The sequence below is a fragment of the Chitinophaga sp. CB10 genome, assembly GCA_001870995.2.
Lineage (GTDB): Bacteria > Bacteroidota > Bacteroidia > Chitinophagales > Chitinophagaceae > Chitinophaga.
Genome location: MLAV02000016.1, coordinates 71,520 through 97,059, shown reverse-complemented (window position 1 = coordinate 97,059; position 25,540 = coordinate 71,520). Strand labels below are relative to the sequence as shown.

19 protein-coding genes are annotated in these 25,540 nt (G+C 50.5%); 9 read left to right on the top strand and 10 right to left on the bottom strand.

Annotation, left to right across the window (positions count from 1 at the left end; genetic code table 11):
• Positions 1–25: 25 nt before the first annotated feature.
• From rfbA to BOC67_RS20115, 3 genes are all read right to left on the bottom strand, one after another.
• Positions 26–898 carry a glucose-1-phosphate thymidylyltransferase RfbA gene (rfbA, locus tag BOC67_RS20125; protein WP_291912842.1) on the bottom strand — a complete coding sequence of 291 codons (873 nt, stop codon included), beginning with the start codon at positions 896–898 and terminating at the stop codon, positions 26–28.
• A 182-nt stretch (positions 899–1,080) separates the two neighbouring features.
• Positions 1,081–2,082 carry an inorganic phosphate transporter gene (locus tag BOC67_RS20120; RefSeq protein ID WP_291912839.1) on the bottom strand — a complete coding sequence of 334 codons (1,002 nt, stop codon included), beginning with the start codon at positions 2,080–2,082 and terminating at the stop codon, positions 1,081–1,083.
• A gap of 42 nt (positions 2,083–2,124) precedes the next feature.
• Positions 2,125–2,742: a DUF47 domain-containing protein gene (locus BOC67_RS20115; RefSeq protein ID WP_291912956.1), complete on the bottom strand. Its 618-nt coding sequence runs from the start codon at positions 2,740–2,742 to the stop codon at positions 2,125–2,127.
• 217 nt (positions 2,743–2,959) lie between these two features.
• Between BOC67_RS20115 and BOC67_RS20110 the strand changes: the two genes are divergently transcribed.
• The 4 genes from BOC67_RS20110 (at position 2,960) to BOC67_RS20095 (ending at position 8,780) form a co-directional block, all read left to right on the top strand.
• Entirely contained in the window at positions 2,960–3,772 is an 813-nt protein-coding gene (locus tag BOC67_RS20110; RefSeq protein WP_291912837.1) for a UDP-2,3-diacylglucosamine diphosphatase, read from the top strand.
• Between the two features lie 147 nt (positions 3,773–3,919).
• Complete coding sequence (locus BOC67_RS20105; protein ID WP_291912835.1) at positions 3,920–4,318, top strand: hypothetical protein; 399 nt, start codon at positions 3,920–3,922, stop codon at positions 4,316–4,318.
• A gap of 260 nt (positions 4,319–4,578) precedes the next feature.
• Positions 4,579–7,386, top strand: a complete 2,808-nt coding sequence (locus BOC67_RS20100; RefSeq protein WP_291912833.1) for a TonB-dependent receptor — start codon at positions 4,579–4,581, stop codon at positions 7,384–7,386.
• 17 nt (positions 7,387–7,403) lie between these two features.
• Positions 7,404–8,780, top strand: coding sequence for a hypothetical protein (locus BOC67_RS20095; protein ID WP_291912831.1), 1,377 nt, complete (start codon positions 7,404–7,406; stop codon positions 8,778–8,780).
• 104 nt (positions 8,781–8,884) lie between these two features.
• On the opposite strand, the gene BOC67_RS20090 is transcribed toward BOC67_RS20095, so the two are convergent.
• Positions 8,885–9,160 carry a YHS domain-containing protein gene (locus BOC67_RS20090; RefSeq protein WP_291912829.1) on the bottom strand — a complete coding sequence of 92 codons (276 nt, stop codon included), beginning with the start codon at positions 9,158–9,160 and terminating at the stop codon, positions 8,885–8,887.
• Positions 9,161–9,281: 121 nt separating this feature from the next.
• Positions 9,282–11,339, bottom strand: coding sequence for a M13 family metallopeptidase (locus BOC67_RS20085; protein ID WP_291912826.1), 2,058 nt, complete (start codon positions 11,337–11,339; stop codon positions 9,282–9,284).
• A 270-nt stretch (positions 11,340–11,609) separates the two neighbouring features.
• Between BOC67_RS20085 and BOC67_RS20080 the strand changes: the two genes are divergently transcribed.
• Genes BOC67_RS20080 through BOC67_RS20070 form a run of 3 tightly spaced genes read left to right on the top strand, consistent with a single transcriptional unit; the run spans position 11,610 to position 13,757 of the window.
• Positions 11,610–12,029: a hypothetical protein gene (locus BOC67_RS20080; protein WP_291912824.1), complete on the top strand. Its 420-nt coding sequence runs from the start codon at positions 11,610–11,612 to the stop codon at positions 12,027–12,029.
• A gap of 33 nt (positions 12,030–12,062) precedes the next feature.
• Complete coding sequence (locus BOC67_RS20075; RefSeq protein WP_291912823.1) at positions 12,063–12,497, top strand: group III truncated hemoglobin; 435 nt, start codon at positions 12,063–12,065, stop codon at positions 12,495–12,497.
• Positions 12,498–12,500: 3 nt separating this feature from the next.
• Positions 12,501–13,757 (top strand): replication-associated recombination protein A, encoded by a 1,257-nt coding sequence (locus BOC67_RS20070; RefSeq protein WP_291912821.1) that lies wholly within the window; start codon positions 12,501–12,503, stop codon positions 13,755–13,757.
• Positions 13,758–13,837: 80 nt separating this feature from the next.
• On the opposite strand, the gene pbpC is transcribed toward BOC67_RS20070, so the two are convergent.
• From pbpC to BOC67_RS20045, 5 genes are all read right to left on the bottom strand, one after another.
• A complete protein-coding gene (pbpC, locus tag BOC67_RS20065; protein WP_291912820.1) occupies positions 13,838–16,240 on the bottom strand; it encodes a penicillin-binding protein 1C in 2,403 nt (800 codons plus the stop codon).
• Positions 16,241–16,293: 53 nt separating this feature from the next.
• A complete protein-coding gene (bglX, locus tag BOC67_RS20060) occupies positions 16,294–18,573 on the bottom strand; it encodes a beta-glucosidase BglX (RefSeq protein ID WP_291912818.1) in 2,280 nt (759 codons plus the stop codon).
• A gap of 23 nt (positions 18,574–18,596) precedes the next feature.
• The gene (locus tag BOC67_RS20055; protein WP_291912816.1) at positions 18,597–20,036 is read right to left on the bottom strand and encodes an endonuclease/exonuclease/phosphatase family protein; all 1,440 of its coding nucleotides are present in this window, start codon (positions 20,034–20,036) and stop codon (positions 18,597–18,599) included.
• A 77-nt stretch (positions 20,037–20,113) separates the two neighbouring features.
• Positions 20,114–21,187, bottom strand: a complete 1,074-nt coding sequence (locus BOC67_RS20050; protein WP_291912814.1) for a FecR family protein — start codon at positions 21,185–21,187, stop codon at positions 20,114–20,116.
• Positions 21,188–21,270: 83 nt separating this feature from the next.
• On the bottom strand, positions 21,271–21,813 hold the full coding sequence (locus tag BOC67_RS20045) for a sigma-70 family RNA polymerase sigma factor (RefSeq protein ID WP_291912812.1): 543 nt from the start codon (positions 21,811–21,813) through the stop codon (positions 21,271–21,273).
• On the opposite strand from BOC67_RS20045, the gene BOC67_RS20040 reads away from it, so the two are divergent.
• On the top strand, positions 21,813–22,025 hold the full coding sequence (locus tag BOC67_RS20040) for a hypothetical protein (RefSeq protein ID WP_291912810.1): 213 nt from the start codon (positions 21,813–21,815) through the stop codon (positions 22,023–22,025). The genes BOC67_RS20045 and BOC67_RS20040 overlap by 1 nt on opposite strands.
• 134 nt (positions 22,026–22,159) lie before the next feature.
• Positions 22,160–25,531, top strand: a complete 3,372-nt coding sequence (locus tag BOC67_RS20035) for a SusC/RagA family TonB-linked outer membrane protein (protein WP_291912809.1) — start codon at positions 22,160–22,162, stop codon at positions 25,529–25,531.
• Positions 25,532–25,540 lie beyond the last annotated feature (9 nt).

Genomic DNA, 25,540 nt, shown 5'->3' with positions numbered 1-25,540 from the left:
AATTTCAGATTTACAATTTATTTTTTCAGATCAATTTTTGTTGGAGCACGGTTTCCAGGTATTGCCCGTAACCGCTTTTCAGCAGTGGTTTGGCCAGTTGCTGTAACTGGGCCGCATCGATAAAGCCTTTACGGTAGGCGATTTCCTCGATACAGGCGATTTTAATTCCCTGGCGCTGCTCGATCACCTGTACAAACTGGGAAGCCTGCATCAGGGAGTCGAAAGTGCCGGTATCCAGCCATGCGGTACCGCGGGGTAAGATAGATACTTTTAATTTGCCGCGCTTCAAATATTCTTTGTTCACGTCGGTAATTTCATATTCGCCCCTTGGGCTTGGCTGCAGGTTTTTCGCAATTTCCACTACGGTATTATCATAGAAGTACAGTCCCGGTACGGCAAAATTGGATTTAGGCTTCGCCGGTTTCTCCTCGATGGATACCACTTTCATATCATCGGCAAATTCCACCACGCCATACCTTTCCGGATCGGATACCTGGTAGGCATATACGATTCCCCCGTCCGGGTTCACGTTGTTGGCCAGCTGGGTACCCAGGCCTGCGCCGTAAAAGATATTATCGCCCAGTACCAGCGCCACATTGTCCTTACCAATGAATTGCTCGCCGATGACGAAGGCCTGTGCCAGGCCGTTAGGCTGCGGTTGCTCCGCGTAGCTGAGGGAAAGGCCCAGCTGGCTGCCATCTCCAAACAGGCGTTGGAATGCAGGCAGATCATGAGGGGTGGATATGATAAGTATTTCTTTGATACCCGCCAGCATCAGGGTGGAAAGCGGGTAATAGATCATCGGTTTATCATAAACGGGCATAATCTGTTTGCTGATCGCGTAGGTGATGGGGTGCAATCGGGTGCCGGAACCGCCGGCCAGGATAATTCCTTTCATTGGTAATTCAATTCAGTTTAGTAATCGTACAAAAATAATAGTTTATGGGTATAAATATAAGACACACGTTTGCGTAAAATCCGAACTGGCGCGAATGGATGGCAGCGCGCTGCCGCTAAAAGCAAAAAACCTGCGGCAGGCGCAGGTTTCAGCAAATATGATCCGGAGGGCATCCGTATGAATTAAATGAAAATACTTACGATCGCATAGGTAAGCGCCGCGAGCAGGCCGCTGATAGGGATGGTCAGTACCCATGCCCAGAGCAGACTAACGGTAACGCCCCATCTAACGGCGGAAAGGCGTTTGGTAGCGCCCACCCCCATGATGGCTCCCGTGATAACGTGCGTGGTACTGGCCGGGATACCCAGGTGTTCGGTGAAGAACAGGGTTACGGCGCCGGCGCCTTCCGCAGCCACCCCTTCCAGCGGGGTTACCTTGGTAATACGGGTACCCATGGTTTTCACGATCTTCCAGCCGCCGCTCATGGTTCCCAGCGCGATGGCGGTAAAGCAGGCCAGCGGAATCCAGTCCGGCATCGCCTTAATGCTCGGGATATAACCGGCAGATACCATGGCCGCAGCAATGATACCCATTACCTTCTGGGCGTCGTTACTACCGTGGCCAAGGCTCAGGGCGGCGCTGGACAGCAGCTGTAAGCGCTTGAACCAGTTTTCCGCCTTGTATGGGTTGGCCTTGCGGCAGATGTTCACGATGATCAGGGTGAAAATGAAGGATACGATCATACCAATCAGCGGCGCCAGTACAATGAAGTACACGATAGGCAGTACTTTATGGTAGTTGATCACATCCAGGGTGCCTGCGCTGGTTACGGCCGCCCCGATGAAGCCCCCGATCAGGGTGTGGGAGGAGCTGGACGGGATACCGAGCCACCAGGTGAACAGGTTCCAGGTGATAGCGGCTACAAGCCCGCTAAAAATTACTTTCAGTGTGATAAATTGTTCAAAAACCGAGCTGGCAACGGAGTTGGCTACTTTAAACTCTCCAATGATATACTTGGCAATGAAAAACGCAGCAAAGTTGAATACTGCGGCCCAGAGTACGGCCTGAAACGGCGTCAGTACCTTGGTGGATACTATCGTGGCGATAGAGTTGGCGGCGTCATGGAAACCATTGATATAGTCGAAGATGAAGGCCAGTATAATAATAATAACTAGTAAGGTCATGGTGCTACCGTGATTATGCGTTCAGGAACAGTCAGGCACTCCTTAGGAGTACTTGATAATAATGGTTTCGATCACATTGGCGCAGTCTTCGCACTTATCGGTAGCGATTTCCAGGGCCTGGTAGATCTCACGCATCTTGATCAGTTCAGCGGCATTTTGCTCTGTATCGAACAATTCGGCAATGGCCATATCATAAATATCGTCTGCATGGTTTTCCAGGCTGTTGATTTTTACGCAGGCGTCCGTAATCACGCGCATGTTCTGCATGTTACGCAGCTCGTGGATGGCCTTGTGCAGTTCCAGCACGCCCAGGTGAATCAGTTCAGCCAGCTTGCGGATGCTGTCGTTGATATTGTGAACCTTGTAAATGTCCATTCTTTTGGCAGAACCATGGATGTAGTCGGCAACGTCGTCCAGGGTGGCGGCCAGGTAGTGAATATCTTCACGGTCAAACGGGGTAATGAAGTTTTGCCCCAATTCAACAAATATACGGTGGGTGTAATCGTCGTTTTTGTGCTCCAGGCGCTCGATCAGATGTACTTTATCTTTTCTTACAGACAGGTCTGTAGTAGCTACCAGCTCGTTCAGGACCTGAGACATTTCTACCAGATTGGAAGCAACATCTTCAAAAAGAGAATAAAATACCCGGTCTTTCGGCATGAATAATTTTACAAAAGAGTTGAAGCCTCCCATACGTTTGAGTTTAAAAATTTGCCGCAAAAATAGGCCGCACATCCCATTGCTGCCAACTTCCTGTAGGAATTAATAATTCCTTAACATTGGATTAATATAAAAGTAATATAGCGATTTTTCCTTTGTATTGAAAATTATACTCATAAAACAAGCTGGTTCGCCACTTGTTCATACCTACAATTGAATGGCAGACAAGCGTCCTTTAGATATAGCCGTTATCTCAGATGTTCACCTCGGCATCTACGGCTGCCACGCCAAAGAGCTTATACAGTACCTGGACAGCATCGATCCCCGTATCCTGGTGCTGAACGGGGATATTATCGATATCTGGCAGTTCAGCAAGCGCTACTTTCCCAAGTCGCACACCAAGGTTATCCGCCGCATCCTGAAAATGATCGGGAAAGGCACCCAGGTGGTGTACCTCACCGGCAACCATGACGAGGCCATGCGCAAATACTCCGGCTTTGAACTGAGCAACTTCCGGATCGACGATAAGCTGATCCTGGACATTGACGGCAAAAAGCACTGGTTTTTCCATGGGGACGTGTACGATGTCACCATGAAAAACTCAAAATGGCTGGCCAAACTGGGCGGAAAAGGGTACGACCTCCTCATTATCCTCAACCGCCTGGTCAATAATACCCTGGAAAGATTCGGCAAAGAGAAAATGTCCTTCTCCAAAAAAGTGAAACAAGGGGTCAAACAGGCCGTGAAGTTCATTTCCGACTTCGAACAAACCGTGGCCGAAATAGCCGCGGATAAGCATATAGACGTGGTTTGCTGCGGCCACATCCACCAGCCCCTGATCAAGGAAATGAAGGTGGGCGATAAAACCGTTACCTATCTCAACTCCGGCGACTGGGTGGAAAGCCTTACCTCGCTCGAATATGCCAACCAGCAATGGACCCTGTACCAACACCCCGTTTCCAAATCCCGGGTGGTGATCCCGGAAGACGAAGATGACCTCCCGTTAGCCTTCCCTTCCAATGCATTCTAATTTTTTACATATTTTATAAAAAATCATAAGTTTCACATAAACATAACAGGTACTTAATATTAAATTAAAAGTAGCTTTCTACTTTTGTCAGTAAATAAAACAAGTATCCGTATTGGACCTTTTGAAACAGAAAGATCATACATCAAGATGAAAGTACTGAAGTTACATCCGCTCATGACCATTTCCCTCCTGCAAATGCAAATGCAACGTTTGTTGTCTTGCAACGTAGCGGTATATATGCGTCATTCTGTGGCTAATGCGTTTGATACCCTGAAAGAAGCCGGCTTCCATGAGGATAGCCTCATCGAGTTTCCCATTGATGAAACCCTGAGCCTCCGCGAGTTCGAAGAAGAGGTGGAAGAACGATTCAATTTCACCCTGGAGTTGTGCAATAAAGACAATAAACCCTTCACGAATAAAAGCCAACACCTGTTTCAGATCTCATCTTCCCAACCTAAAAGAGAAGAAAAAAACTACCAGCTGGATATTTCATTGGATATGCTGATGAATAACCGCCAGTTCCCCTCCCAGAATATTTCCTTCTGATTGATCCGTTATAAATTTTTTTCCCCTTGCGGGAGATGAGAGACCAGCGGTTTCACATCTCCCGTCACTTTTTTATTATCCACGGGCGCTTTATGCCGTATTTCGTATATCCGTCGCAGTTAGAACGATTTAATATTACGTTAACCCGCTGTTAATACCCTGTTAATATGCTGGAAATAGTTTTGTAGCAGAAATTAAAATGCGATTAGCGCCAGATTAGAATCAACGTATTTGTAGATAGCTTATAAATTTCTTCATCCGTGCAACGAATTTATTCTGTACCGTTTTTTACACTGATAGTACTATGTTTTCTCTCGCTATCAGCCTTTGCCACCGGACCGGGAAAAGTTACCGGAAAAGTAACCGATAAAAAAACAGGTGAGGCCATCCCCGGCGTTACCATTATTGTGCAGGGTACTTCCCAGGGTACCGTTACCGACGTGGAAGGCCGCTATGTGCTGGCCGTTACCTCCGGTACCTATACCATCGACTTTAAATACATGGGCTACCAGACGAAGTCTATCAGTGAAGTGAAAGTAGCGGACAACCGCGCTGCCAACCTCGACGTCATCCTGGAAGTAGCCGCCTCCAAGGACCTCAGGGAAGTAGTGGTAAGAGGCTCCTATAAACAGGAAACCATCAACGCCCTCTATGCCGCGCAGAAAAATAACGCCGTAGTATCCGATGGTATATCCGCTGACCTGATCCGTAAATCCCCTGATAAAAACACCGGCGAAGTCCTGAAACGCGTTAGCGGTACCAGTATCCAGGATAATAAATTTGTAGTAGTGAGAGGTTTGAGCGAGCGTTACAATACCACGCTCATGAATAATGCAGTCATGCCAAGCACGGAGCCGGATAAAAAGGCGTTCTCCTTTGATATTATCCCTTCCAACCTGATTGACAATATCACGATTTATAAAACCGCTTCTCCTGACCTGCCCGCTGACTTTGCCGGCGGCGCGGTAAAAGTCTCCACGAAAGACTTTCCTGACCAGGCTTTCCTGGATTTGCAGCTGAGCACCGGTTACAATACACAAACTACCTTCAAAGATTTTTATACCACGCCGCCAAAAGGTAAAACTGACTGGCTCGGCTTCGACGATGGTTCCAGGAAATTACCGGATGCCTACAAACAAGCCGTGAAAGGCAACTACAGCCTCCTGCCGGATGCGGATAAGATCGCCATCGCCAAACAATTCCCCAATAGCTACAGCAGTGGCGACCTGCAAGGGAAAAGCCGCCCTCCCTTTGGCGTGCAGCTGGCAAACGGGAACAGCTGGCATACAAAAGGCAATAACCGTTTCGGCTATATCTTCTCCCTGAACTATAGCAACAGCCTGCGCCGCGTGTACCGCGAGCGTAGCGAGCAAAACCTGACCGAGCACCTTTTTGACTATAAGGATTTCTCCTATACGCAAGCCAATAACCTCGGCGCTGTGCTGAACCTGGCTTATAATTTTGGCAACAACAAAATTGCGTTCAAGAACTTCTTTAACAACGATTTCAACAACGTATTCACCCATCGTGCAGGTTTACAGTTCGATAACAACGCCGGTCAGCCACGTATCAGCTACAACGCTGAAATGACGCAGAACAGCCTGTACAACTCCACTGTGGAAGGTACCCACGTACTGGGCAACCGGAAATGGAATGTGGACTGGAACATCGCGTACGGCCGCGCCGCCAGGAACCAGCCGGATCAGCGCATCCTCTCTTTCAAACAATACGAAGGCGATGATTTCTATACGCTGACCCTCTCCAACGAAAACAATCCCAACATCCGTGAAGCGGGCCGCGTGTACACCAAGCTGACGGAAAACATCTACAGCGCCAACCTGAATATCGCGCTGCCGTTTGAAATGTTCGGGCAATCCCAGAAGTTCAAATTCGGTGGAACGAAAGTGTACCGGAGCCGCGATTTCTCCGCCATTGCGCTGGGGTACGCCTCTGCCGGCGCCAACGCCAACATCCCGCTGGATAAGAACACGACGGTAGGCCAGATCTTCACCAATGAAAATATCGATAAATACAGGATATTGCTGGCAAAGATTGACCTGAACAATAAAGACTATAAAGGCACCGGCGACCTGAGTGGCGGTTACCTCATGCTGGATAATAAACTCACCGAAGCGCTGCGCCTGGTATGGGGCGCCCGCCTGGAATCCTATACGCAGGAGCTGACTACCGCAGGCGAACCGAAGCAACACTATAACAATGTGGACATCCTGCCTTCATTGAATGCCACCTATGCATTGAATGAGCAGTCCAATCTCCGCTTCTCCTATTCACAAACCGTGAACCGTCCGGAGTTCCGCGAGCTGGCCACCTTCCGTTATTACGACTTCGATAACGAATACCTGATTGAAGGTAACAAGAACCTGAAACGCAGCCTGGCGAACAACCTGGACCTGAGATGGGAAATGTTCCCCGGCGCAGGCGAGATCATCTCCGGCTCCGTGTTCTACAAACATTTCAAAAACCCGATCGAGCAAACCAACGACGGTAACAGCATCTTATCTTACAATAATGCCCCCAGCGCTACCGATATCGGTGCAGAACTCGAGTTCCGCAAGCGCCTGAATTTTATTTCCGCTTCATCCATTTTTGAGAACCTCGTATTCTATGCGAATGCGGCCTACATCAATTCCCATGTGGAACTGCCTGCAGGCAGCGACGGGAAGAAGACGCCGCTGCAGGGGCAGTCGCCTTACCTGATCAACGGCGGATTGACCTATGCCCCGGCAGACAATGACTTCTCCCTGAACCTGCTGTATAACAGGATCGGGCAGCGGCTCCGCTTCAGGGGTACTGCCGACGGTCTGGATACCTACGAGCGCCCGAGAGATATCATCGATTTCCAGATCAGTAAAAAAGTATTCCATAAAGCGGGTGAATTCAGGCTGAATATCAGCGATATCCTGGCGCAGCCAATCGCTTGGTACTACAAGTTCCCCGGTAGCGATAAAACGGCGTACCAGGCAGGGCATGATTACATCGTGAACTCCGTGAAACCCGGCACCACATTCACCCTTTCATTCAGATATAATTTCCTTTCTAAAAAATAATTAAATCTGCACACAACATGAACAAGCATTATGTACTGGCACTGATGGCCGCTGCATCTCTCGCTGCCTGCAGTAAGAATGATGACAACAACACCACTCCGCCGCCAACAACATCTACTGACACGGTAATGGTAAGAAACACCATTTCTGCCAACACTACCTGGTCTAAAAACAAAGTATATGTACTTCGTGGATATGTCTACGTGGATGCGCCGGCAAAACTGACTATCGAAGCCGGCACTAAAATTATCTCCTATCGCGACTCCGCAGGTGTGCTGGTAGTTTACAAAGGAGCTAAAATCGACGCAAACGGTACTACTGATAACCCGATCGTATTTACTTCCGGTCATGCTGACGCTAAGCCGGGCGACCTGGGTGGTGTTATCCTCGTGGGTAATGCAACCGGTAACGGTAACCACTCCAAGCTGGAAGGCGGTGTAGACGCTGCGCACAACCAGTTTGGCGGTACCGATGATGCGGACAACTCCGGTAGCCTGACTTACACCCGTATCGAATACGGTGGTAAAGCAGTGGCGCCGAACGACGAGATCAACGGTCTTACCCTGTATGCAGTCGGTAGCGGCACTACCCTCCACCACATTCAGATCCTGAACGGCCTGGATGATGCGATCGAAATCTTCGGTGGTACTGCCAACCTGAAATACATTATCGCTTACAACAACGCGGATGATGATTTCGATTTTGACGATGGTTACAGGGGTAAAATCCAATACGCTGTTTCTATCAAACAGCCTACTTTTACCGATACCAAAACTGGTGGCGATGTTTCCAACAACTTTGAAGTGGATAACACCAACCCAAGCACCAAACCTATCACCAGCACGCCAATCACCGCGCCTGTACTGTCCAACTTTACTGCCATCGGACCTGGCGTTGGCGCTAACGTAAGTAAAGATTATGGTTACGGTATGCGTTGGAGAAGAGGTTCTAAATTCACCCTCGGTAACTCTATCGTTGCTAACTCTTACCTGGCTGCGCTGCGCATTGATGACCAGGTAGGTATCGACTTCTATACTGCCGGCGACAGCAAATTCGTGAATTCCCTGCTGCACAGCGCTGGTACTGAAAGCATCTCCCTGTTTGCCAATGGCGCCGTAGTGGACGCCGCTGCGCTGACCCAGCTGGTAACCGGCCGTGATTTGTCAGTAGTACTGGCTGCAGGTAGCCTGGCTGACCTGAAACTGAAAGATCCTACCAACAACGCCAACCCGGACCTGGTACCTCAAACCGGCTCTCCTGCTTTAGCAGGCGCTAAATTTGAAGGTTCCCTGAACGATGCCTTCTTTGATAAGGTAGCTTTCCGCGGTGCAGTTGATCCTGCGAATGACTGGACTAAAGCGAAGTGGGTTTCCTGGAACAGAATCGTAAAATAATAAAACGATATATCAACTTTTTAGCTTAAACGTTGATTTTATAAGCTGTATTTACAATTTAATCCCCCGTCCCGGTTTCCCGGGACGGGTTTTTTATGGGAGGATTATTTGCCGAGTTTGGCCATGTATTTATCCGGCGCTTTCAGGAAAACTTCCTTGCAGGTAGAGGAGCAGAAGTGCAGGGTATCGTTTTTATAAACGGTCCATTCCTGGTAGCTGGTGTCGTATGGCATTTCGCATACCGGGTCAGGCAGTTTGCCGCTAACGGCGGCAGTTTTTGTTTCGGGCGTTGTGGCCCCGGTGGTGGCGGTTTCCGCTGGTTTTGCCTGCTGGGCGCATGACATCACGAAGAGTGCAGCTGCTACGAGTACATATTTCATTTTCAGTCTATTTTCCATCGAAGATACTAAGGATTAAAAAAATGGAGAATCATGGGCTTTTATATCTCCCCATGATTCTCCATTTGCTGTTTTTTCCGGAACGGAAGGAATCAGTTGTTTATTACCAGATTACCACACGTTTATCCGCAGGCAGCACCATTTTGCTGGTATCGGAGCAACCCCATGCCTGCTGGAATTCTACCAGGTGAGGCAGCGGGCCGTTGATGCGCCATCTTGCAGGAGAGTGAGGATCTGTTTGTACCTGGTTGCGCAGGGCGGCGTCGGTGATGTTACCGTGCCATACCTGTGCCCATCCGAGGAAGAAGCGTTGCTGCCAGGTGTAGCCGTCGATAGGCTTAGGCTGCTCTTTACCTTCGAAGGATTTTTCCAGGGCGTGGTAAGCGAGGGTCAGACCGCCGAGGTCAGCGATGTTTTCGCCGATGGTCAGGCCGCCGTTGATTTTGAAGCCAGGCAGTACTTCGATGTTGCTGAAGTAATCGATATAGCTTTTCGCGAGTTTATCGAAGTTGGCGCGGTCCGCAGCGGTCCACCAGTTTTTCAGGTTGCCTTCCGCATCGAACTGGGAACCCTGGTCGTCGAAACCGTGGGTGAATTCGTGGCCGATCACCGCGATGATACCACCGTAGTTGATGGCGTCGTCAGCATTGGCGTTGTAGAAAGGCGGCTGGAGGATACCGGCCGGGAATACTACTTCGTTGTTCAGCGGGTTGTAGTAAGCGTTTACGGTTTGCGGCGTCATACCCCATTCGGTTCTGTCTACCGGTTTGCCGATTTTGGCTACTGCTTCCTTGTGCTGGTAGTTCATAGCGCTGATGGCGTTTTCTACCAGTTTATCCTTTTCGATTACGATAGAGGAATAGTCTTTCCATTTATCAGGGTAACCGATTTTGTAGGTGAAGGAGGCGAGTTTTTTATGCGCCATGGCTTTGGTGGAATCGCTCATCCAGGTGAGTTTGTCGATTCTTTCGCCGTACACTTTGCGCACGTTTTCGATCATCTCGGAAACTTTCTTCTTGGAGCTTTCAGGGAAGTATTTAGCGGCAAAGAGTTTACCCAGCGGCATGCCCAGGGTGGCATCCGTAGAGCGGATAGCGCGTTCAGGGCGTGGTTTCTGGGCTTTTCTGCCGGTAAGTACGGTGCCGAAGAAGTGGAAGTTTTCCGCATCGAAGCTCTTAGGCAGGTAACCGGCAAAGCGGGTCAGGAGCTGCCATTTGGTATAAGTTTTCAGTACGTCCAGCGGGGTAGCCTTCAGTAATTTGTTGGCGTTGGTGAGATAGGCTTTGTTCTGGATAACGAGGGTATCGGTTTTGATATCCTGTTTGCCGGTGAAGCCGTCCCAGTCGAAATCAGGCGCCAGGGCTTTCAGTTCCCCGTAGGCAGCGCGGTTATAGGTTTTCACCGGGTCGCGCAGTTCCACGTTGGAGAGCTGTAATTTAGCGAGTTTGGTTTCGAAATCCAGGATGGTTTTACCCGGATCAGCTTCTTTGAAGCCGGCCAGGGAGAACATTTTGTTCACGTGGGTTACGAACTCGGAACGAACGTTCCGGGTAGCGGAATCCTGTCTTTCATAATAGCTCTTTTCGCCCAGGGAGAGGCCATCCTGACCCTGGTACAGCACGTTCATTTTGCTGTTTTTCGCGTCTGCCTCTACGTAGAAGCCGGTAAAGGTGGATACGCCGATTTTGCCCAGCTCACCATTAACATTAGACCAGTCGGCAAGCGTTTTGATGCCTTCAATTTTGTAAAGGTAAGGTTGTAATGGGGTGATACCGCGTTTTTCGATGGTAGCGGTATCCAGGAAGGAGGCATAGTAATCAGCGATCTGCTGTTCTTCCGTACCTTTTTTGAGGTCAGATTTAGCGCTGATCTCCGCGATGATACCTTTGAGGCGTACTTCCTTGTTTTCTTTGTCGAGGATGTTGAAAGCGCCCCAGCGGCTTTCTGTTGAAGGTACAGGGTTGTTTTTCTTCCAATTACCGTTTACGAAGTTGTCGAAATCGTCACAGGCTTTGTAGGAGCTGTCGATATCAGCGAGGTTGAAGGCGGGCGCCTTAGTTGTGTCGGCGCCATTGGATTGCGTGGAACTGCCTGAGTTACAAGCTGCAAATGTCACCATGGCAGCAAGTAAAGGTAGCTTTACCGCATTAGTTTTACTCATATTATGATCAGGTTTTACTTAAAGTTATAGAAAAGGGACCAAGTAACACAATTGGTATTACATGAGTGGCAAACTTCGGTAAAAGTGCCAGAAATACCTAAAACCCGGAAATTTCTGATTATTTAGGTAGGTTTGTAGCTTATAAAAGGTAGTTGAATGACATTTAAGTTTAGATTATACAGGATTCTGACGTCGATTTGCTTGTTTTTTTCCAGTTTTCTGACACTTACGGGGATAAGTTTACTTTTCCAGAGTGGTTTTAACCCGTTGATGCTGCTGTTAGCTGCTTTCCTGAGCCTTTTCTTTGTGAACAGCATCTTGTCGCTGTACCTGCAGCGCAGCCTGCTGATCCCGCAGTTCAACCTGAAGGAAAGTACCCCCAGCGGTATTAAGATCACCGGCGGTATTATCCTCTTTTTCACTACCATTTGGATCATCCGGGCCGTGCAGCTGATCGTTACCGCCAAAACCGGCGTGGAAGCGATGCGGGAACAGGTGGCAGCGCTGAACGAGGAGCTGGCCAAAACCATTTCCTCCGAACTGCTGGTAGGAACGGGCATCATCATCCTGGCGTTTTCCGCCCTCTTTTTCAGCAACGCCCTGTTGGGGATCATCTACCTGAAAAAATGGAAGAAACAGCAGGAGGAGCAGCATAATCACTATCCTGACGACGACAACCTGCAATTGTAAACCTTATTTGCGGACAAATTATTTGTAAATACCATGGAAAAGCATGACATAAAAACAAGGGAAGATATTGAGCTGATGGTAAGGACTTTTTATGACAAGGCTACCAAAGATGACCTGATAGGCTATATTTTCAACGATGTGATGAAGGTAGACTGGCCCAGGCACCTGCCCATCATGTACGATTTCTGGGAAAGCCTCCTGCTGGAAGGCGCCTACCGGGGCAACGCCATGCAGCCACACTTTGCCATCAATAAGCTGGTGCCATTGGAAACGCCGTTATTCCGGCGATGGGTACAGCTGTTTGAAGCGACGGTGCAGGAGCTGTTTGCCGGCGAAGTGGCCGACCTGGCCATCACCCGGGCCCGCTCCATCAGCGAAATCATGAACTTTAAAATGAACGCCATTAATCACCCTGAACAGCAGAAAGGTAATATACCGCTCGTTAACCCGGGCAATCAAAACGGATAGCGTATGCAACCACTAGCAGAGCGACTCAGGCCCGCCACCCTGGATGAACTGGTGGGACAGGAACACCTGACCGGAAAAGACAGTATTTTAAGAAAAGCGATTGAGCAGGGCCGTATTCCCTCCATGATCCTCTGGGGGCCTCCGGGAGTGGGAAAGACCACCATCGCCAATATTATTGCGCATACCCTGAATGTGCCTTTTTACACGCTCAGCGCCATTTCCGCCGGCGTCAAGGAGGTAAGGGAAGTAATTGAAATAGCGCGCAAGCAATCCCACGCGGTTTTGTTTATCGACGAAATCCACCGCTTCAATAAATCCCAGCAGGATGCCTTGCTGGGCGCTGTAGAAAAAGGAATCATCACTCTCATTGGCGCTACCACGGAGAATCCCAGCTTTGAGGTGAACGCGGCGGTACTCTCCCGCAGCCAGGTGTATGTACTCAAGCCGTTAGGGCCTGATCAGCTGATGCAGCTGCTCCGGCAGGCCATGGAGAGAGATAAATGGCTGCAGTCGAAGCATATCGAGTTAAAGGAAACCACCGCCTTGTTTAACATCTCCGGCGGAGATGCGCGTAAACTCCTGAACCTGTTTGAGCTTGTAGTAAGCACTATACAAACCGACCCGATTGTCATCACAGATAATGCAGTGATGGAGATTGCGCAGCAGCGTGTAGCCATTTACGATAAAAGCGGGGAGCAACACTACGATATTATTTCCGCCTTTATCAAATCCATCCGCGGCAGCGATCCCAATGCGGCCGTGTACTACCTGGCCCGTATGATCGACGGTGGAGAGGATGTGAAGTTTATAGCCCGGCGGCTGGTGATACTGGCCTCGGAAGACATCGGGAACGCCAACCCCAATGCCTTGCTGCTGGCTACCAACTGCTTCCAGGCGGTGAGCATGATCGGCTACCCTGAATCCAGGATCATACTTTCCCAATGCGTGACCTACCTCGCCTCCTCGCCAAAGAGCAATGCCGCCTATATGGCTATCAACGCCGCGCAGCAGATGGTGGCTAAGACCGGCGACCTGCCGGTGCCGATGCATATCAGGAACGCCCCTACGAAATTGATGAAGGAGATGGGGTACAACAAGGGATATGCGTATGCGCACGATTACGAGAATAACTTTGTGACACAGGAATTTTTGCCGGAAGCCATTGCCGGTACCAAGTTCTACGATCCGGGCAAGAACGCCAGGGAAGAGGAGCTCCGGCGGTATCTCAAGCAACTGTGGAAAGAGAAATATAATTATTAGAGAAAGCATAAGGGGGCCTGTGGGCCCTTCGCTTTTTGCGTGACGTACGTGGCGTTCCCTGCCGGGCAGTTATGAGGCGCTTAGTTTTTATCTCTCTCCTTATCCAAAATTGTAAACTCGCAGGAAATCCTTTCTCCATTTTCGTCTACCAGCGTAATAGTGTGTTTGCCGGCCGGCGGGCGCAGCGCCATCTGGTGAAAATCAGTGGTAGTGCCGAGGAAGGTGTTATCCAGGTTCCAGAATATTTTAGCGGCAGTATTGCGGTGCGTGGCGGTGAATATCGTTTGGCCGGGATTACCGTCGATTTCCACGGGCACGAATATACGCGCATTGGGCCGGGGGTAGATCAGTTCCATCGGCGCTTTGTCCAGCCCGAGGGAAGCGAGGCATTCCGGCTTATACGGCGGCAGTGGCTCGTAGTAGTTTTTGCTGCGGTAATAATACTCCTGCGAAGGCGGCAGTATAAACCAGGATTTGTGTTGCATATATTGGGGAGATTCGCATGCCGCCGTTACCCGGTATTTCCCTTCCCGGTCCAGGTGTACCAATTGATGATAGGGGCAAACGCCAGCCCTCGTCCCCGCAGTGGGTACCCATAACGAATCCTTTTCCGTACAGATATCGCTGGCTCTGAAGCCGCTTTTGCGGCATACTTCCACCTTTTTCATCTGTTCATATGGCGGGGTAAACCAGCCGTTGGCCGGGAGGAGGCGAAAGATGTCGAACAGTATAGGCGCGGCCGTGGAAACGCCGATCAGGCCTGGCCTGCCTTCCCCGTCTGCATTACCCACCCAAACGCCTACCACATATTGCGGCGTAACGCCGATGGCCCAACCGTCCCTGAAGCCGAAGCTGGTACCGGTTTTCCAGGCGATGCGCTGGGAGGAGGAAAATTGTTGCCAGAGCAGTTCCTCACCCGGGCGCATGACTTCCGTCATGGCCTCAAACGTCCACCAGATGCTGGCGGCATCCAGGGGCGCGCTGTTGCTCAGTCCGTGCTCAGCAGGCTGTTCCGCATTATGGATATAGTTGGGCGCGTGGATATCATCCGCATCGTATTTGCCATTGTACTGGCGCAGGTGCAGGAGCATGCGGGCCATGCTGGCGTACATGCCGCTCATTTCCCAGAGGGTGGTTTCGCCGCCGCCGAGGATCATGGACAGGCCGTAGTGGTCCGCCGGTTTGTTGAGCGTGGTGATGCCCATTTGCTTCAGGAGTACATGAAACCGTTCGTAGCGGTAGGTCTGTAACATCCGCACGGCGGGGATGTTCAGCGAGCGTGCCAGCGCCCGGGAGGCCGGCACCGCGCCATCGTAACCCAGGTCAAAGTTCTGCGGGGAGTAGCCGGCAATTTGCGTGGGCACGTCCGGGATGAGGGTGTTGGGAAGTATCATACCGTCGTGCAGCATGGCCGCGTACAGGATGGGCTTGAGCGTGCTGCCGGGGCTCCGCCTGGATTGTATGATATCCACATGGCTTTCCAGTTCGGGATCGGCGGTGTTATAAACATTGCCCACATAGGCGAGCGTGTTCCCTGTTTCCACGTCCAGCACGATGGCGGCGGCATTGTTGATACCGTTGGCTTTGTACGACTGGTGGTAGCGTGTAACGATGTCCGTTACATTTTTTTGCAGCGGTGCATCGAGGGTGCTTTTAATGCGGGTAGGCAGTGCGGACGATTGCTTTTTATAATCGCTGCGGAACTTATCCAGCAGGTGCGGCGCAAACTGCGGCAGCGGCAAAGGCTGATCCGGCAAGGGCTCCAGCTGGGCCAGCTCATAAGTGGATTTGTCGATGGTTTTGTTGAGATAGAGTTTATGCAGCAGCTGATTTCGTTTAGCCAGCAACGTTTGACGGTTACGGCCGGGATGTACCAACGCCGGGCTGTTAGGAAGTACGGCCAGCGCCGCCATTTCGCCCCAGGATAATTGGTTGGCATTCCTGCCATAATAGCGCCATGCGGCGGCTTCGAGTCCTACTACGTTGCCGCCGAAAGGCGCGTTGGCGGCGTAAAGCGCCAGTATTTTCTTTTTGGAAGCGCCGAACTCCAGTCGTGTAGCGAGAACAGCTTCAATACATTTTTGCCAGAGGGTGCGCGGTTTGTTGCGCGCAATACGTATCACCTGCATGGTGATGGTGCTGCCGCCGCTGACTACTTTCTGCCCGCTGAGGTTTTGCCTGATGGCCCGCGCCATGGCGATGGGATCGACTCCCCAATGGTAGCGGAAGCGCTTATCCTCGTAGGCGATGATGCATTGGCGGAATTTCTCCGGAACGGCTTCCTGGTAAGGGAAGCGCCATTGGCCATCGGCGGCGATGGTGGCGCTGAGCAGGTCGCCGTTACTATCTTCCAGCACAAAGGAAGTGGGATTGTTGAACAGGTTTTTAGGCAAGCAGCAATAATAGGCAATGAGCAGCACGGTGAAGGCGGACAGCCACCACTTTTTGCGCATGCACCATTGTTGGAATTGGAGTCGGGTCATCGGGTGCAATGATAGGATAAAAGTTTGATCTGTTCATTACCGACATCCACGAATTACTTCAAACTAAACCCTGCCTCCTTCACATCCCTGCTATTCCCGCCAATAAACACCTTAAACGCTCCCGGCTCCGCCACGTACTTCAACTCGCTGTTATAAAACTTCAAATCATTTTCTCCAATCGTAAACGTAACCTGCCTGGATTCGCCGGCTTTCAGTGCAATGCGCTGAAAGCCTTTCAGCTCCTTTACCGGCCTGGTGATACTGCCTACCAGGTCGCGGAGGTATAACTGTACCACTTCCACGCCGTCGTATTTGCCGGTGTTGGTCACCGTTACGGTGGCGCGGATAGTACCGCCTGCTTGCAGCGTATTGGAAGAGAGTTGTATATCACTGTAGGAAAACGTCGTGTAGCTGAGACCGTAGCCGAAAGGATATAACGGTTCATTCGATACGTCCAGGTAATTGGAACGGAATTTAGTAAACCATTTATCGTTGCCGGCAAGCGGGCGGCCGGTATTCTTTTGGCTATAATACAGCGGCAGCTGGCCAACGTGCTGCGGGAAGCTGGTGGTGAGCTTACCGGAAGGATTTACGGCGCCAAAGAGTACATCGGCAATGGCAGTACCGGCTTCAGAACCGCCGAACCATACATTCAGGATCGCGGGCACATGCTCATTTTCCCAGCCCAGCGTCATAGGCCGGCCGGCGAAGAGTACCAGCACCACGGGTTTGCCGGTGGCTACCAGGGCGGCGAGTAATTCTTTCTGCGTGTCAGGGATGCCAATGTCAGTGCGGCTGGAACTCTCCCCGCTCATTTCAGACGATTCGCCCAGGGCAGCCACAATGATGTCTGATTTGGCGGCGGCTTCCAGCGCTTCCTTCTTCAGTTCCGCAGCGCTGCGTGCATCCCGGTGCAGGGAGCGGCCAAACATCGTGCTGTTGATCTCCAGCGTGGAGTCCGAGGTGAGGTTGGAACCTTTCGCATAATGGATCGTGACCTGGTTGCCAACTTCCTGCTGCAGTGCTTCGCGGAGGGAAAGATGTTTACCGATGTCGGCAGAAACGGACCAGGTGCCGGTCATGTTCTCCCTCGTATCTGCCAGCGGCCCGATCAGCGCAATGGCGCCCTGCTTTTTCAGCGGCAGTAACTGCTGCTGGTTTTTCAGCAATACGAAAGATTCCGTGGCCGCTTTGCGGGCTTCCATGCGATGGGCAGGCGTGTAAATATCTCCGGCGCGGTCGCCTTTACAGTTGCGGTACGGATCAGCAAATAAGCCCAGTTTGTATTTCGCTTCCAGGATGCGGCGGCAGGCAGTATTGATTGCAGCGATATCCACCTTTCCTTCCTTTACTGATTTGGCGAGGGTGCCGGTGAAACCTTCGCCTACCATGTCCATATCCGTACCGGCGTTGAGGGCCAAGGCGGATACGGTCTGCAGGTCGCCCATGCCGTGGGCTATCATCTCGTTGATGGCGGTGTAATCCGTTACCACAAAGCCTTTGAAGCCCCATTGCCTGCGCAGCACATCCGTCATCAGCCATTTGTTGGCCGTAGCCGGGATGCCGTCCACTTCATTGAAAGAAGTCATTACCGTGGCTACGCCGGCATCTACAGCGGCTTTGTAGGGAGGGAAGTATTCGTTGTACATGCGTACGCGGCTCATATCAGTGGTATTGTAGTCCCTGCCGGATTCAACGGCGCCGTAAAGCGCAAAATGTTTTACACAGGCAAGGATATGGGTGTTGTCCGCGAAGTTGTTGCCCTGGTAACCTTTTACCATGGCTACAGCGATTTTTGAACCGAGGTATGGATCTTCGCCGGAGCCTTCTGCAATCCTTCCCCAGCGGGCATCGCGGGCGATGTCGACCATCGGGGAGAACGTCCAGTTGATGCCATCCGCGCTCGCCTCAATCGCAGCAATGCGCGCGCTTTTTTCAATCATCTCCATATCCCAGGAGCAGGATAATGCGAGCGGAATGGGAAAGGTGGTCTTATAACCATGCACTACGTCCAAACCGAAGAGCAGCGGTATTTTCAGGCGGGATTGCTGCATGGCTATCTCCTGCGTTCTGCGGATATCTTCCACCTTCGTCATGTTGAGCATGGCGCCCACCTGGCCCGCTTTGATCTTGGCTTCCACGCCGGTACTAACGGCAGAACCGGTCACCACTTCGCCGGAGGTAAGCAGGTTGAGCTGCCCTATCTTTTCTTCCAGCGTCATCTTCTTCATCAGCGCATCAATAAAGGTGTTCATTTGCTGCTGATTTTGTGCAAATGCTGTTTGGCAAAATAAGCTGAAAGCCAGCAGCAGTGGTAGTTTTGAGTGTCTCATGTCAGAATTGTGTGGGAATGTGATTAAAAACGAATGGTGCAAACAACCGGGAAGTGGTCTGAAGGAAAACGCAGGTCCCGGGAATCCGTCAGTACTGCATAATCGAGTACTTCTATATTATTATTAACAAAGATAAAATCGATTCGGCCTTCTTTGACCACATTTATCCAATTGTGATATTTAAAATCCTGGAAAGTACTGTCGGGCCCGTATGGTTTGGTGTTCGAAACCAGTTTCGCATCCCTTAACTGCTGTACAATGGCGCCATAGGCACTGGTAGCCGGGCTGGAATTGAAGTCGCCCGTGATGATCACCGGTGTGGACGGATCAGACAGCTCGTGGATTTTTTCCAGGATCATCTTCGCGGAGTTCTCCCGTGCCTGTACGCCTTCGTTATCGAAATGCGTGTTGAAGAAATAGAACGTTTTGCCGGTACGCTTCTCCGAGAGCTGCGCCCACGTGCAGATGCGGATATACGCGGCATCCCAGCCCCTGGATGGTACCTGCGGCGTGGGAGATAACCAGAAGTTACCGGACTTTAGGAGCTCGTATTTTTCTTTGTTGTAAAAAATGGCGGAGAACTCGCCGCCTTCTTTGCCATCATTTCTCCCCACACCCACATGTGCATAAGCAGTCATCGCCTGCAGGTCGTGCATTTGATCCAGGAGCGCCTCCTGTACGCCAAACACATCAAATTGATGGTATTGGATCAGGTCGCGCACCATATCCTTGCGGTGCGGCCATGCATTGGCGCTGTCGTAGGCAATATTGAGGCGGAGGTTGAATGTAGCCGCTTTCAGCGTGGTCAGCTGCTGGTCTACCAGGTGCGGGGCCAGCGCCTGTTGCCAGATGCGGTAACCTGCCGGTTTCATGTGCAGCTGGTCTTCTTTAAACAGCTCCGCCTTAATTGTGCCGTCCGGCGCTAACATGCGGGAGAAGACATCTACAAAGGAAGTATTAGCCTGTTTGGCCAGGAACTGGCGGATCGCCTTATTGGTCTTTACCATTTCCGGCAGCAGGCGGGCCCTGCTGGGGCTTGGTTTTATGGAGATGTAAGTGACGGGGATGTGCGGCATACGCTGCCGGATCATCCCGTACAGCGTCTGAAAGCGCCTGAGCACCACTGCCGCCTTTACGGTATCAGATGCGAGATCATTTTCGCCGCAATAGATAACAATTTGCTTAGGCTGATAGGCGAAAATAACATCGTTGGCGTAATGGATCACATCCAGCAGGTTGGAGCCGCCAAAGCCGCGGTTGAGAATATGATGACCGGGAAAATAATAATTCACATCCTGCCAGTAGGTAAAGGAGGAGCTGCCGATAAACAGGATTTCATGACCGGTAGGCGCATGCAGGGAGTCCTGGTGTTTGAATGCCTGGATGTCGGCATAATAAGGATACTGTTGGGCATAGGCGCTGCTGAAGAGGCAGCATAATACTGCAACCAAAATTTTTCTCATGGAACGTTGATTAATAGCTTCACTTTGATGTATAGTGTGTGGAAGCTATCAACTTACCCCATGGCGGCGGAAAATTTTTATTGTCCTTCCCGGTCGCGTAAGAGGATGGTGTTGCTGTCGCGTTTAATCACCTCGGTATTCAGTACAGTGGAAAGTACAAACAAGGCATCATCCAGCGAGGAAATGAGGATAGGCCCGTTGACCGTTCTGTTGTTCAGTTCTTTATTCTCCATAATAATTTTTTTCCCAAAGTTATCCTCAAGGTAAGAGAGAATATCATGCACTTTGGGGTCCTGGAGTATGAGCTTTTGTTCTTTCCAGGCGGTGAATTTTTCCGGGGAAGCGCCGGCGGTGATGAGCTGCTGATCCGCCTCGTTATAGGCTACCAGCTGCCCCGGTTCCATGATGATATCAGGCTTTTGGCCGTTGCTGAAATGCAGGCTTATCTTGCCACTTTGTAATACAACCTCGGTTTTCAGGCGACGCTGCCGAATGTCGAACACCGTACCCAGCACAGTTACCGTGATATCTTTGGTATGCACCAGGAACTTTTCGCCGGCCTGTATGCGATTGGTATCCCGGTTAAGGTGACTCACCTGGAAAAGCGCCTCTCCTTCCAGCCATACTTCGCGCTCCTTGCCTTTTTTCCAGTTTTTGCGGTAGGTGATTTTGGAGTTGGCGTTGAGGTCCACCCTGGACCCGTCCGGCAGGGTGATCTGCCGGATTTCACCAAAGCCGGTGCTGGCAACCAGCTGCTCATTGTTGTTATTAAGTACGAGGTAAGCGCCGGCTGCCAGTATGATAGCGGCTACCGCGGCGGCTATACGGAGCAGGGCACGGCGGCGGATGCTGTGTACCCGGGTGGTTTCCGCTGGTTGCGGGCGACTAGCCTGTATGGCCTGAAAGTGCCGCTCCCAGGAGGCTTCCACTTCCTCGTTGGATGGCGTATGGGTAGTAAACGTGATATTTCTTAAATAGGTACGGGCATTTTCTATGGTTTCCCTTTGCTGCGGCACTGCGTTGATCACCTCCTGCCAGAACTGTTCACTATCTGCCGACGGTTGATATACCCACTCCTGGAAATAGGGATCCGTAAGGAAATCGTTTTCCTTATAATGAACATATTTCTGTGCGATGGATTCTTTTTTCATGCTATTTAATATAGTACCCGGTGCTGCTGATTTTACCCCAAACTATTTTATAAATTTTCTTCAAATAGTAGAAACAGCAAATATTAGCATAAAAACAAAAAGAACATAACCTTTTCTTTGAGCGCTAACAGGCTCCTTGCCATTATCTTATATGTAGCTTTTACCGAGATATTGAGAATCGATGCCACCTCTTTGTAGGAGAGATTTTCATAAAACCTGAGGAAGATCGCCTCCAATTGCCGGCCCGTCAACGTTTTTATTGCCTTTTGTAATTTAACTTGCATCTCCTCATTGAGTTCATGGCTAACGATGACATGCTCGATGGAGAATTCGTGTTCTTCTTCAGCAGATTGATTGAATACCATTTTATCATGCTGCCTGATCTTTTTTATGAGAACATACCGGAACGATGAATAGAGATAAAAGTTAGGCGACTCAACATGCGATAGCTTCTCCCGCCTGTTCCACAAGTCAAGGAATACCTCCTGGATGCTGTCTTCTATAAGATGGGTATTGCTGGTAAACTTCCTTCCGTAGTTGTAGAAACGCTTGTAATATTCCTTGTACAATCCGGAATAGGCTTCGATATCGCCATTCATGATATGTTGAAAAACCGGATTGTCCATTGTCAAGGTCAGAGATTGGAATGTTGTGGAACGCAAAATTATTGAAAAAGGAAACGATTATACCAGCACCGGCCCCTTTGGAACCGGCTTATTATGTTAAGTTATTGTTATTGGCAGCTGGCCGGGAGTTGGCAGCTGCCGGGTTTATGAGAATAGTAAAAATTAATACAATTATTAATATCATGATTGTCAGCTTTTTAGAAGGTATGTAGCCGCAGGTATTCTTCAATGCCCGTCTGCCGGAAAAAAAATTAATCCCTGGGTGGGGTAATTTTTTCAGTTCCCGGCACTAACACCTTAAAAGGAACAAATTCCACTTTATCTAACGAAAAAAAATTCGCCAACTATGACGCTGCGCTATTTTAAGCGGTTGCTGGTCGTACTATTGCTGGCTGCAACCGGCCAGGTGTATGCACAGAAAGCTGTCCCTGTAATTGAAGCCTTGAAAGCCATTACCCGCGAGTACAAAGCCGATTTTGTGTACGATCCGCAGGTAGTGAAGCAAAAGACAACCACCTACAATGTTTCCAATTTTAAAGGAAAATCGCTCGAAGATGTACTGAAAGGGGTATTGTACCCGAACGACCTCGTATTCCTCTACGTAAAGCCTAACTACTACACCATCGTAGAAAAGGACCGGGTAGGCGAATACCAGGCCCCGTCTAAAAAATTAAATGACGACAACCTGCAGGCCACTACACAGGCCAATCAAAAGCTGAAAGTAACGGGAATCGTTACCGATGCCAACGCGCGCCTCTTTAGCGTGATGGTGCTGGAAAAAGGTACCAGCAACGGTACGATGACAAAAGAAGACGGGAGCTACGCCATCACGGTTTCAGGGCCCAATGCCGTGCTGGCCTATACGATTATGGGCTACACCACCAGGGAAGAAGTAGTGGGCGGCCGCACCTCCATCGATGTGCAGCTGGAAGAATCCACCAAACAACTGGGTGAAGTGGTAGTAACCGCCCTCGGCGTAAAGCGCGAGGAAAAAGCCCTGGGTTATGCCGTACAATCCGTGAAAGGCGCTAACATGCAAACGGTAAAGGGCGTGGACCTGGGTACCTCCCTCACCGGCCAGGTGTCCGGCCTGACGGTGAAGAACTCCACAGAATTCAACGGTACGCCCAAACTGGAAATGCGTGGGGAAACCCCGCTGCTGGTGATCGATGGAGTGCCTTATGGTAACATGACACTCCGTGATATCCCCACCGATGATATCGAAAGCATCAACATGCTGAAAGGCCCTACCGCTGCAGCTTTATATGGCGCGCGCGGCGCTGCCGGCGCGGTGATGATCACCACCAAACGCGGTAAGGAAGATCGCATCAGCGTGGATGTGAACAGTAATACCATGTTCAACCTCGGCTACCTGGCTATTCCTGAAGTGCAGACTTCCTACGGCCACGGGCTGGATGGTAAAATCGCAACCGACTACGTTTGGGGCCCTAAGCTGGACATTGGCCAAACTGCCGTACAGTGGAACCCCATCACCAAACAGAACGAAGAAATGCCACTGGTATCCAGCGGTAAAAACAACCTGCGCAACTTCATGCAGGCCGGGCTGATTACCAACAACAGCGTAAGCGTTACCAAAGGTGGACAGAACGGCTTCTTCAGAGCCGGCGTGAACCACATCTATAATAAGGGCCAGTTCCCTAACCAGAAACTGAATATCCTCAACTATACCATGAGCGGCGAACTGAAAGCGGGCGATAAATTCTCGCTGGAAAGCCACATGGGATACACCCGTACCACCGCGCCGCAGCTCTGGGGCAGCGCGTATAACCAACAGGGTTATATCTACCAGATCCTGATGTGGACAGGCCCGGATTATGACATCCGCCAGTATAAAGACTACTGGGTAAAACCGAATGTGCAACAGAACTGGCTGTACAACGCCTGGTACGATAACCCTTACCTCATCGCTTACGAAAAGCTGAGAAGTACGGAACAGAATAAACTCAATGCCAGCCTGAGCATGAACTACAGCTTCACCAAGGACCTGAAGCTGATGTTCAGAAATGGATACGACTATTATAAGAACGAAGATATCGTGCAGAACCCTGCCGGCATTTACTCCACCAGGGGTATTACCATCGGCAACAGCTTTCCGTTTGACTTCAGCAACAAAGGATTGTACGGGCAGAACCAGAGCTGGGGTAACAGTATCAACAGCGACCTGATTCTCACTTACAACAAGCAGGCAGGTAAATGGAATATCGACGCGTTGGGCGGCGCCAGTATCTTCTACTACAAACAACGGGAGCAGGGCGCAAAAACCAGGAACGGTTTAGCGGTGCCCGGCTGGTATTCCCTCGCCAACGCAGTGCCCTCCACCGTTGCAGGGCTGGATGGTATTGTTACCAACTACAACACGCAGGCGAAGCAAACCAACTCTGTGTATGCCAAAGCGACCCTCTCCTGGAACAGCGCTGTATTCCTCGATGTTACCGGCCGTAACGACTGGAGCTCTACCCAGGATGCAGATGCAAGATCTTACATCTATCCTTCTGTAGCTACCAGCGTGCTAATGTCCGAGTTCATTAAAATGCCGGAGTGGATTAACATGTGGAAAGTGAGAGGCTCCTGGACCATGACCAAAACTCCGCTGGATATCTATGCCAACAACCTCGCCTATACGATCAACAACAGCTGGGGTACTATGAGCGCCACCACGCCGGATAACCTGGCCGGTACCAACCTGCTGCCAAGTACTACCCGTACCTGGGAGTTTGGTACCGCAGCCTACCTGTTCAACAAGCGCCTGCATGTGGACCTGGCTTACTTCACCAAACTGTACTACAACAACCAGATCAAACAAACCCTGGCGCCATCTTCCGGTTACGCCACCACCCTGATCAATACGGATGAAACCTATGCCCGCCGCGGCTGGGAGGTAACCCTGGATGGTACCGTGATGCAACGCAGCAAATTCCAGTGGAATGCAATGCTGAACTTCTCTACCCAGCACAGGTATTATGTGGATATCGATCCGGTATATTCTGCCAAAAACCTCTGGACCAAAGCAGGCGGCCGTATGGACGTATATGCCAACACCCAGCAGGCGCTGAGGGACCCGCAGGGCAACGTGATCCATCAGAACGGTTTGCCTTTGCTCAGCACTTACACCCAGCAGTTTGGTTATACCGATCCTGATTTCGTATTTGGCTTTATCAACAACTTCAGCTACGGCAACTGGAACCTGGGCATCAGTATCGACGGCCGTATCGGCGGTGTGATGTACGATTACATCTATGCCAAAATGTTTGATACCGGCTCCAACCCTGAAACCGATAACCAATGGCGTTATGACGAGGTAGTGAAAGGTTTGAAGAACTACGTAGGTAACGGGGTGAAAGTGGTAAGCGGTGAAGTGAGCTTCGACAATTACGGCCGTATCGTTAAGGATACCCGCACCTATGCGCCAAACGACGTGCCGGTAAGCTACCAGGCTTATATGCGTAAATGGGGTAACTCCTATGAAAACGGCGTGATGAGCAAAAGCTTTGTAAAAGTCCGCGAAGTATCTATAGGATATAAATTCCCGCAGGCATGGTTTGGTAAATCTGGCATCAAGAACGCATCCGTGGCTGTAACCGGTCAGAACCTCTTCCTCTTTACCAAATTCAAATACTCCGATCCGGACGTGGATGCTGAAGATATGAACGCGCCTGCGCAACGTATGGTGGGTGTGAACGTTAAGGTTGGATTCTAAAAAATAATA

Bases quoted from the DNA above. Each gene is read 5' to 3' on its own strand.
- BOC67_RS20105 (WP_291912835.1), top strand. From the start codon at position 3,920: ATGAAAGTACTGAAGTTACATCCGCTCATGACCATTTCCCTCCTGCAA.
- rfbA (WP_291912842.1), bottom strand. From the start codon at position 898: ATGAAAGGAATTATCCTGGCCGGCGGTTCCGGCACCCGATTGCACCCC.
- BOC67_RS20115 (WP_291912956.1), bottom strand. From the start codon at position 2,742: ATGCCGAAAGACCGGGTATTTTATTCTCTTTTTGAAGATGTTGCTTCC.
- BOC67_RS20120 (WP_291912839.1), bottom strand. From the start codon at position 2,082: ATGACCTTACTAGTTATTATTATTATACTGGCCTTCATCTTCGACTAT.
- bglX (WP_291912818.1), bottom strand. From the start codon at position 18,573: ATGAGACACTCAAAACTACCACTGCTGCTGGCTTTCAGCTTATTTTGC.
- BOC67_RS20075 (WP_291912823.1), top strand. From the start codon at position 12,063: ATGGAAAAGCATGACATAAAAACAAGGGAAGATATTGAGCTGATGGTA.
- BOC67_RS20070 (WP_291912821.1), top strand. From the start codon at position 12,501: ATGCAACCACTAGCAGAGCGACTCAGGCCCGCCACCCTGGATGAACTG.
- pbpC (WP_291912820.1), bottom strand. From the start codon at position 16,240: ATGACCCGACTCCAATTCCAACAATGGTGCATGCGCAAAAAGTGGTGG.
- BOC67_RS20110 (WP_291912837.1), top strand. From the start codon at position 2,960: ATGGCAGACAAGCGTCCTTTAGATATAGCCGTTATCTCAGATGTTCAC.
- BOC67_RS20045 (WP_291912812.1), bottom strand. From the start codon at position 21,813: ATGGACAATCCGGTTTTTCAACATATCATGAATGGCGATATCGAAGCC.
- BOC67_RS20035 (WP_291912809.1), top strand. From the start codon at position 22,160: ATGACGCTGCGCTATTTTAAGCGGTTGCTGGTCGTACTATTGCTGGCT.
- BOC67_RS20095 (WP_291912831.1), top strand. From the start codon at position 7,404: ATGAACAAGCATTATGTACTGGCACTGATGGCCGCTGCATCTCTCGCT.
- BOC67_RS20085 (WP_291912826.1), bottom strand. From the start codon at position 11,339: ATGAGTAAAACTAATGCGGTAAAGCTACCTTTACTTGCTGCCATGGTG.
- BOC67_RS20090 (WP_291912829.1), bottom strand. From the start codon at position 9,160: ATGAAATATGTACTCGTAGCAGCTGCACTCTTCGTGATGTCATGCGCC.
- BOC67_RS20080 (WP_291912824.1), top strand. From the start codon at position 11,610: ATGCTGCTGTTAGCTGCTTTCCTGAGCCTTTTCTTTGTGAACAGCATC.
- BOC67_RS20050 (WP_291912814.1), bottom strand. From the start codon at position 21,187: ATGAAAAAAGAATCCATCGCACAGAAATATGTTCATTATAAGGAAAAC.
- BOC67_RS20055 (WP_291912816.1), bottom strand. From the start codon at position 20,036: ATGAGAAAAATTTTGGTTGCAGTATTATGCTGCCTCTTCAGCAGCGCC.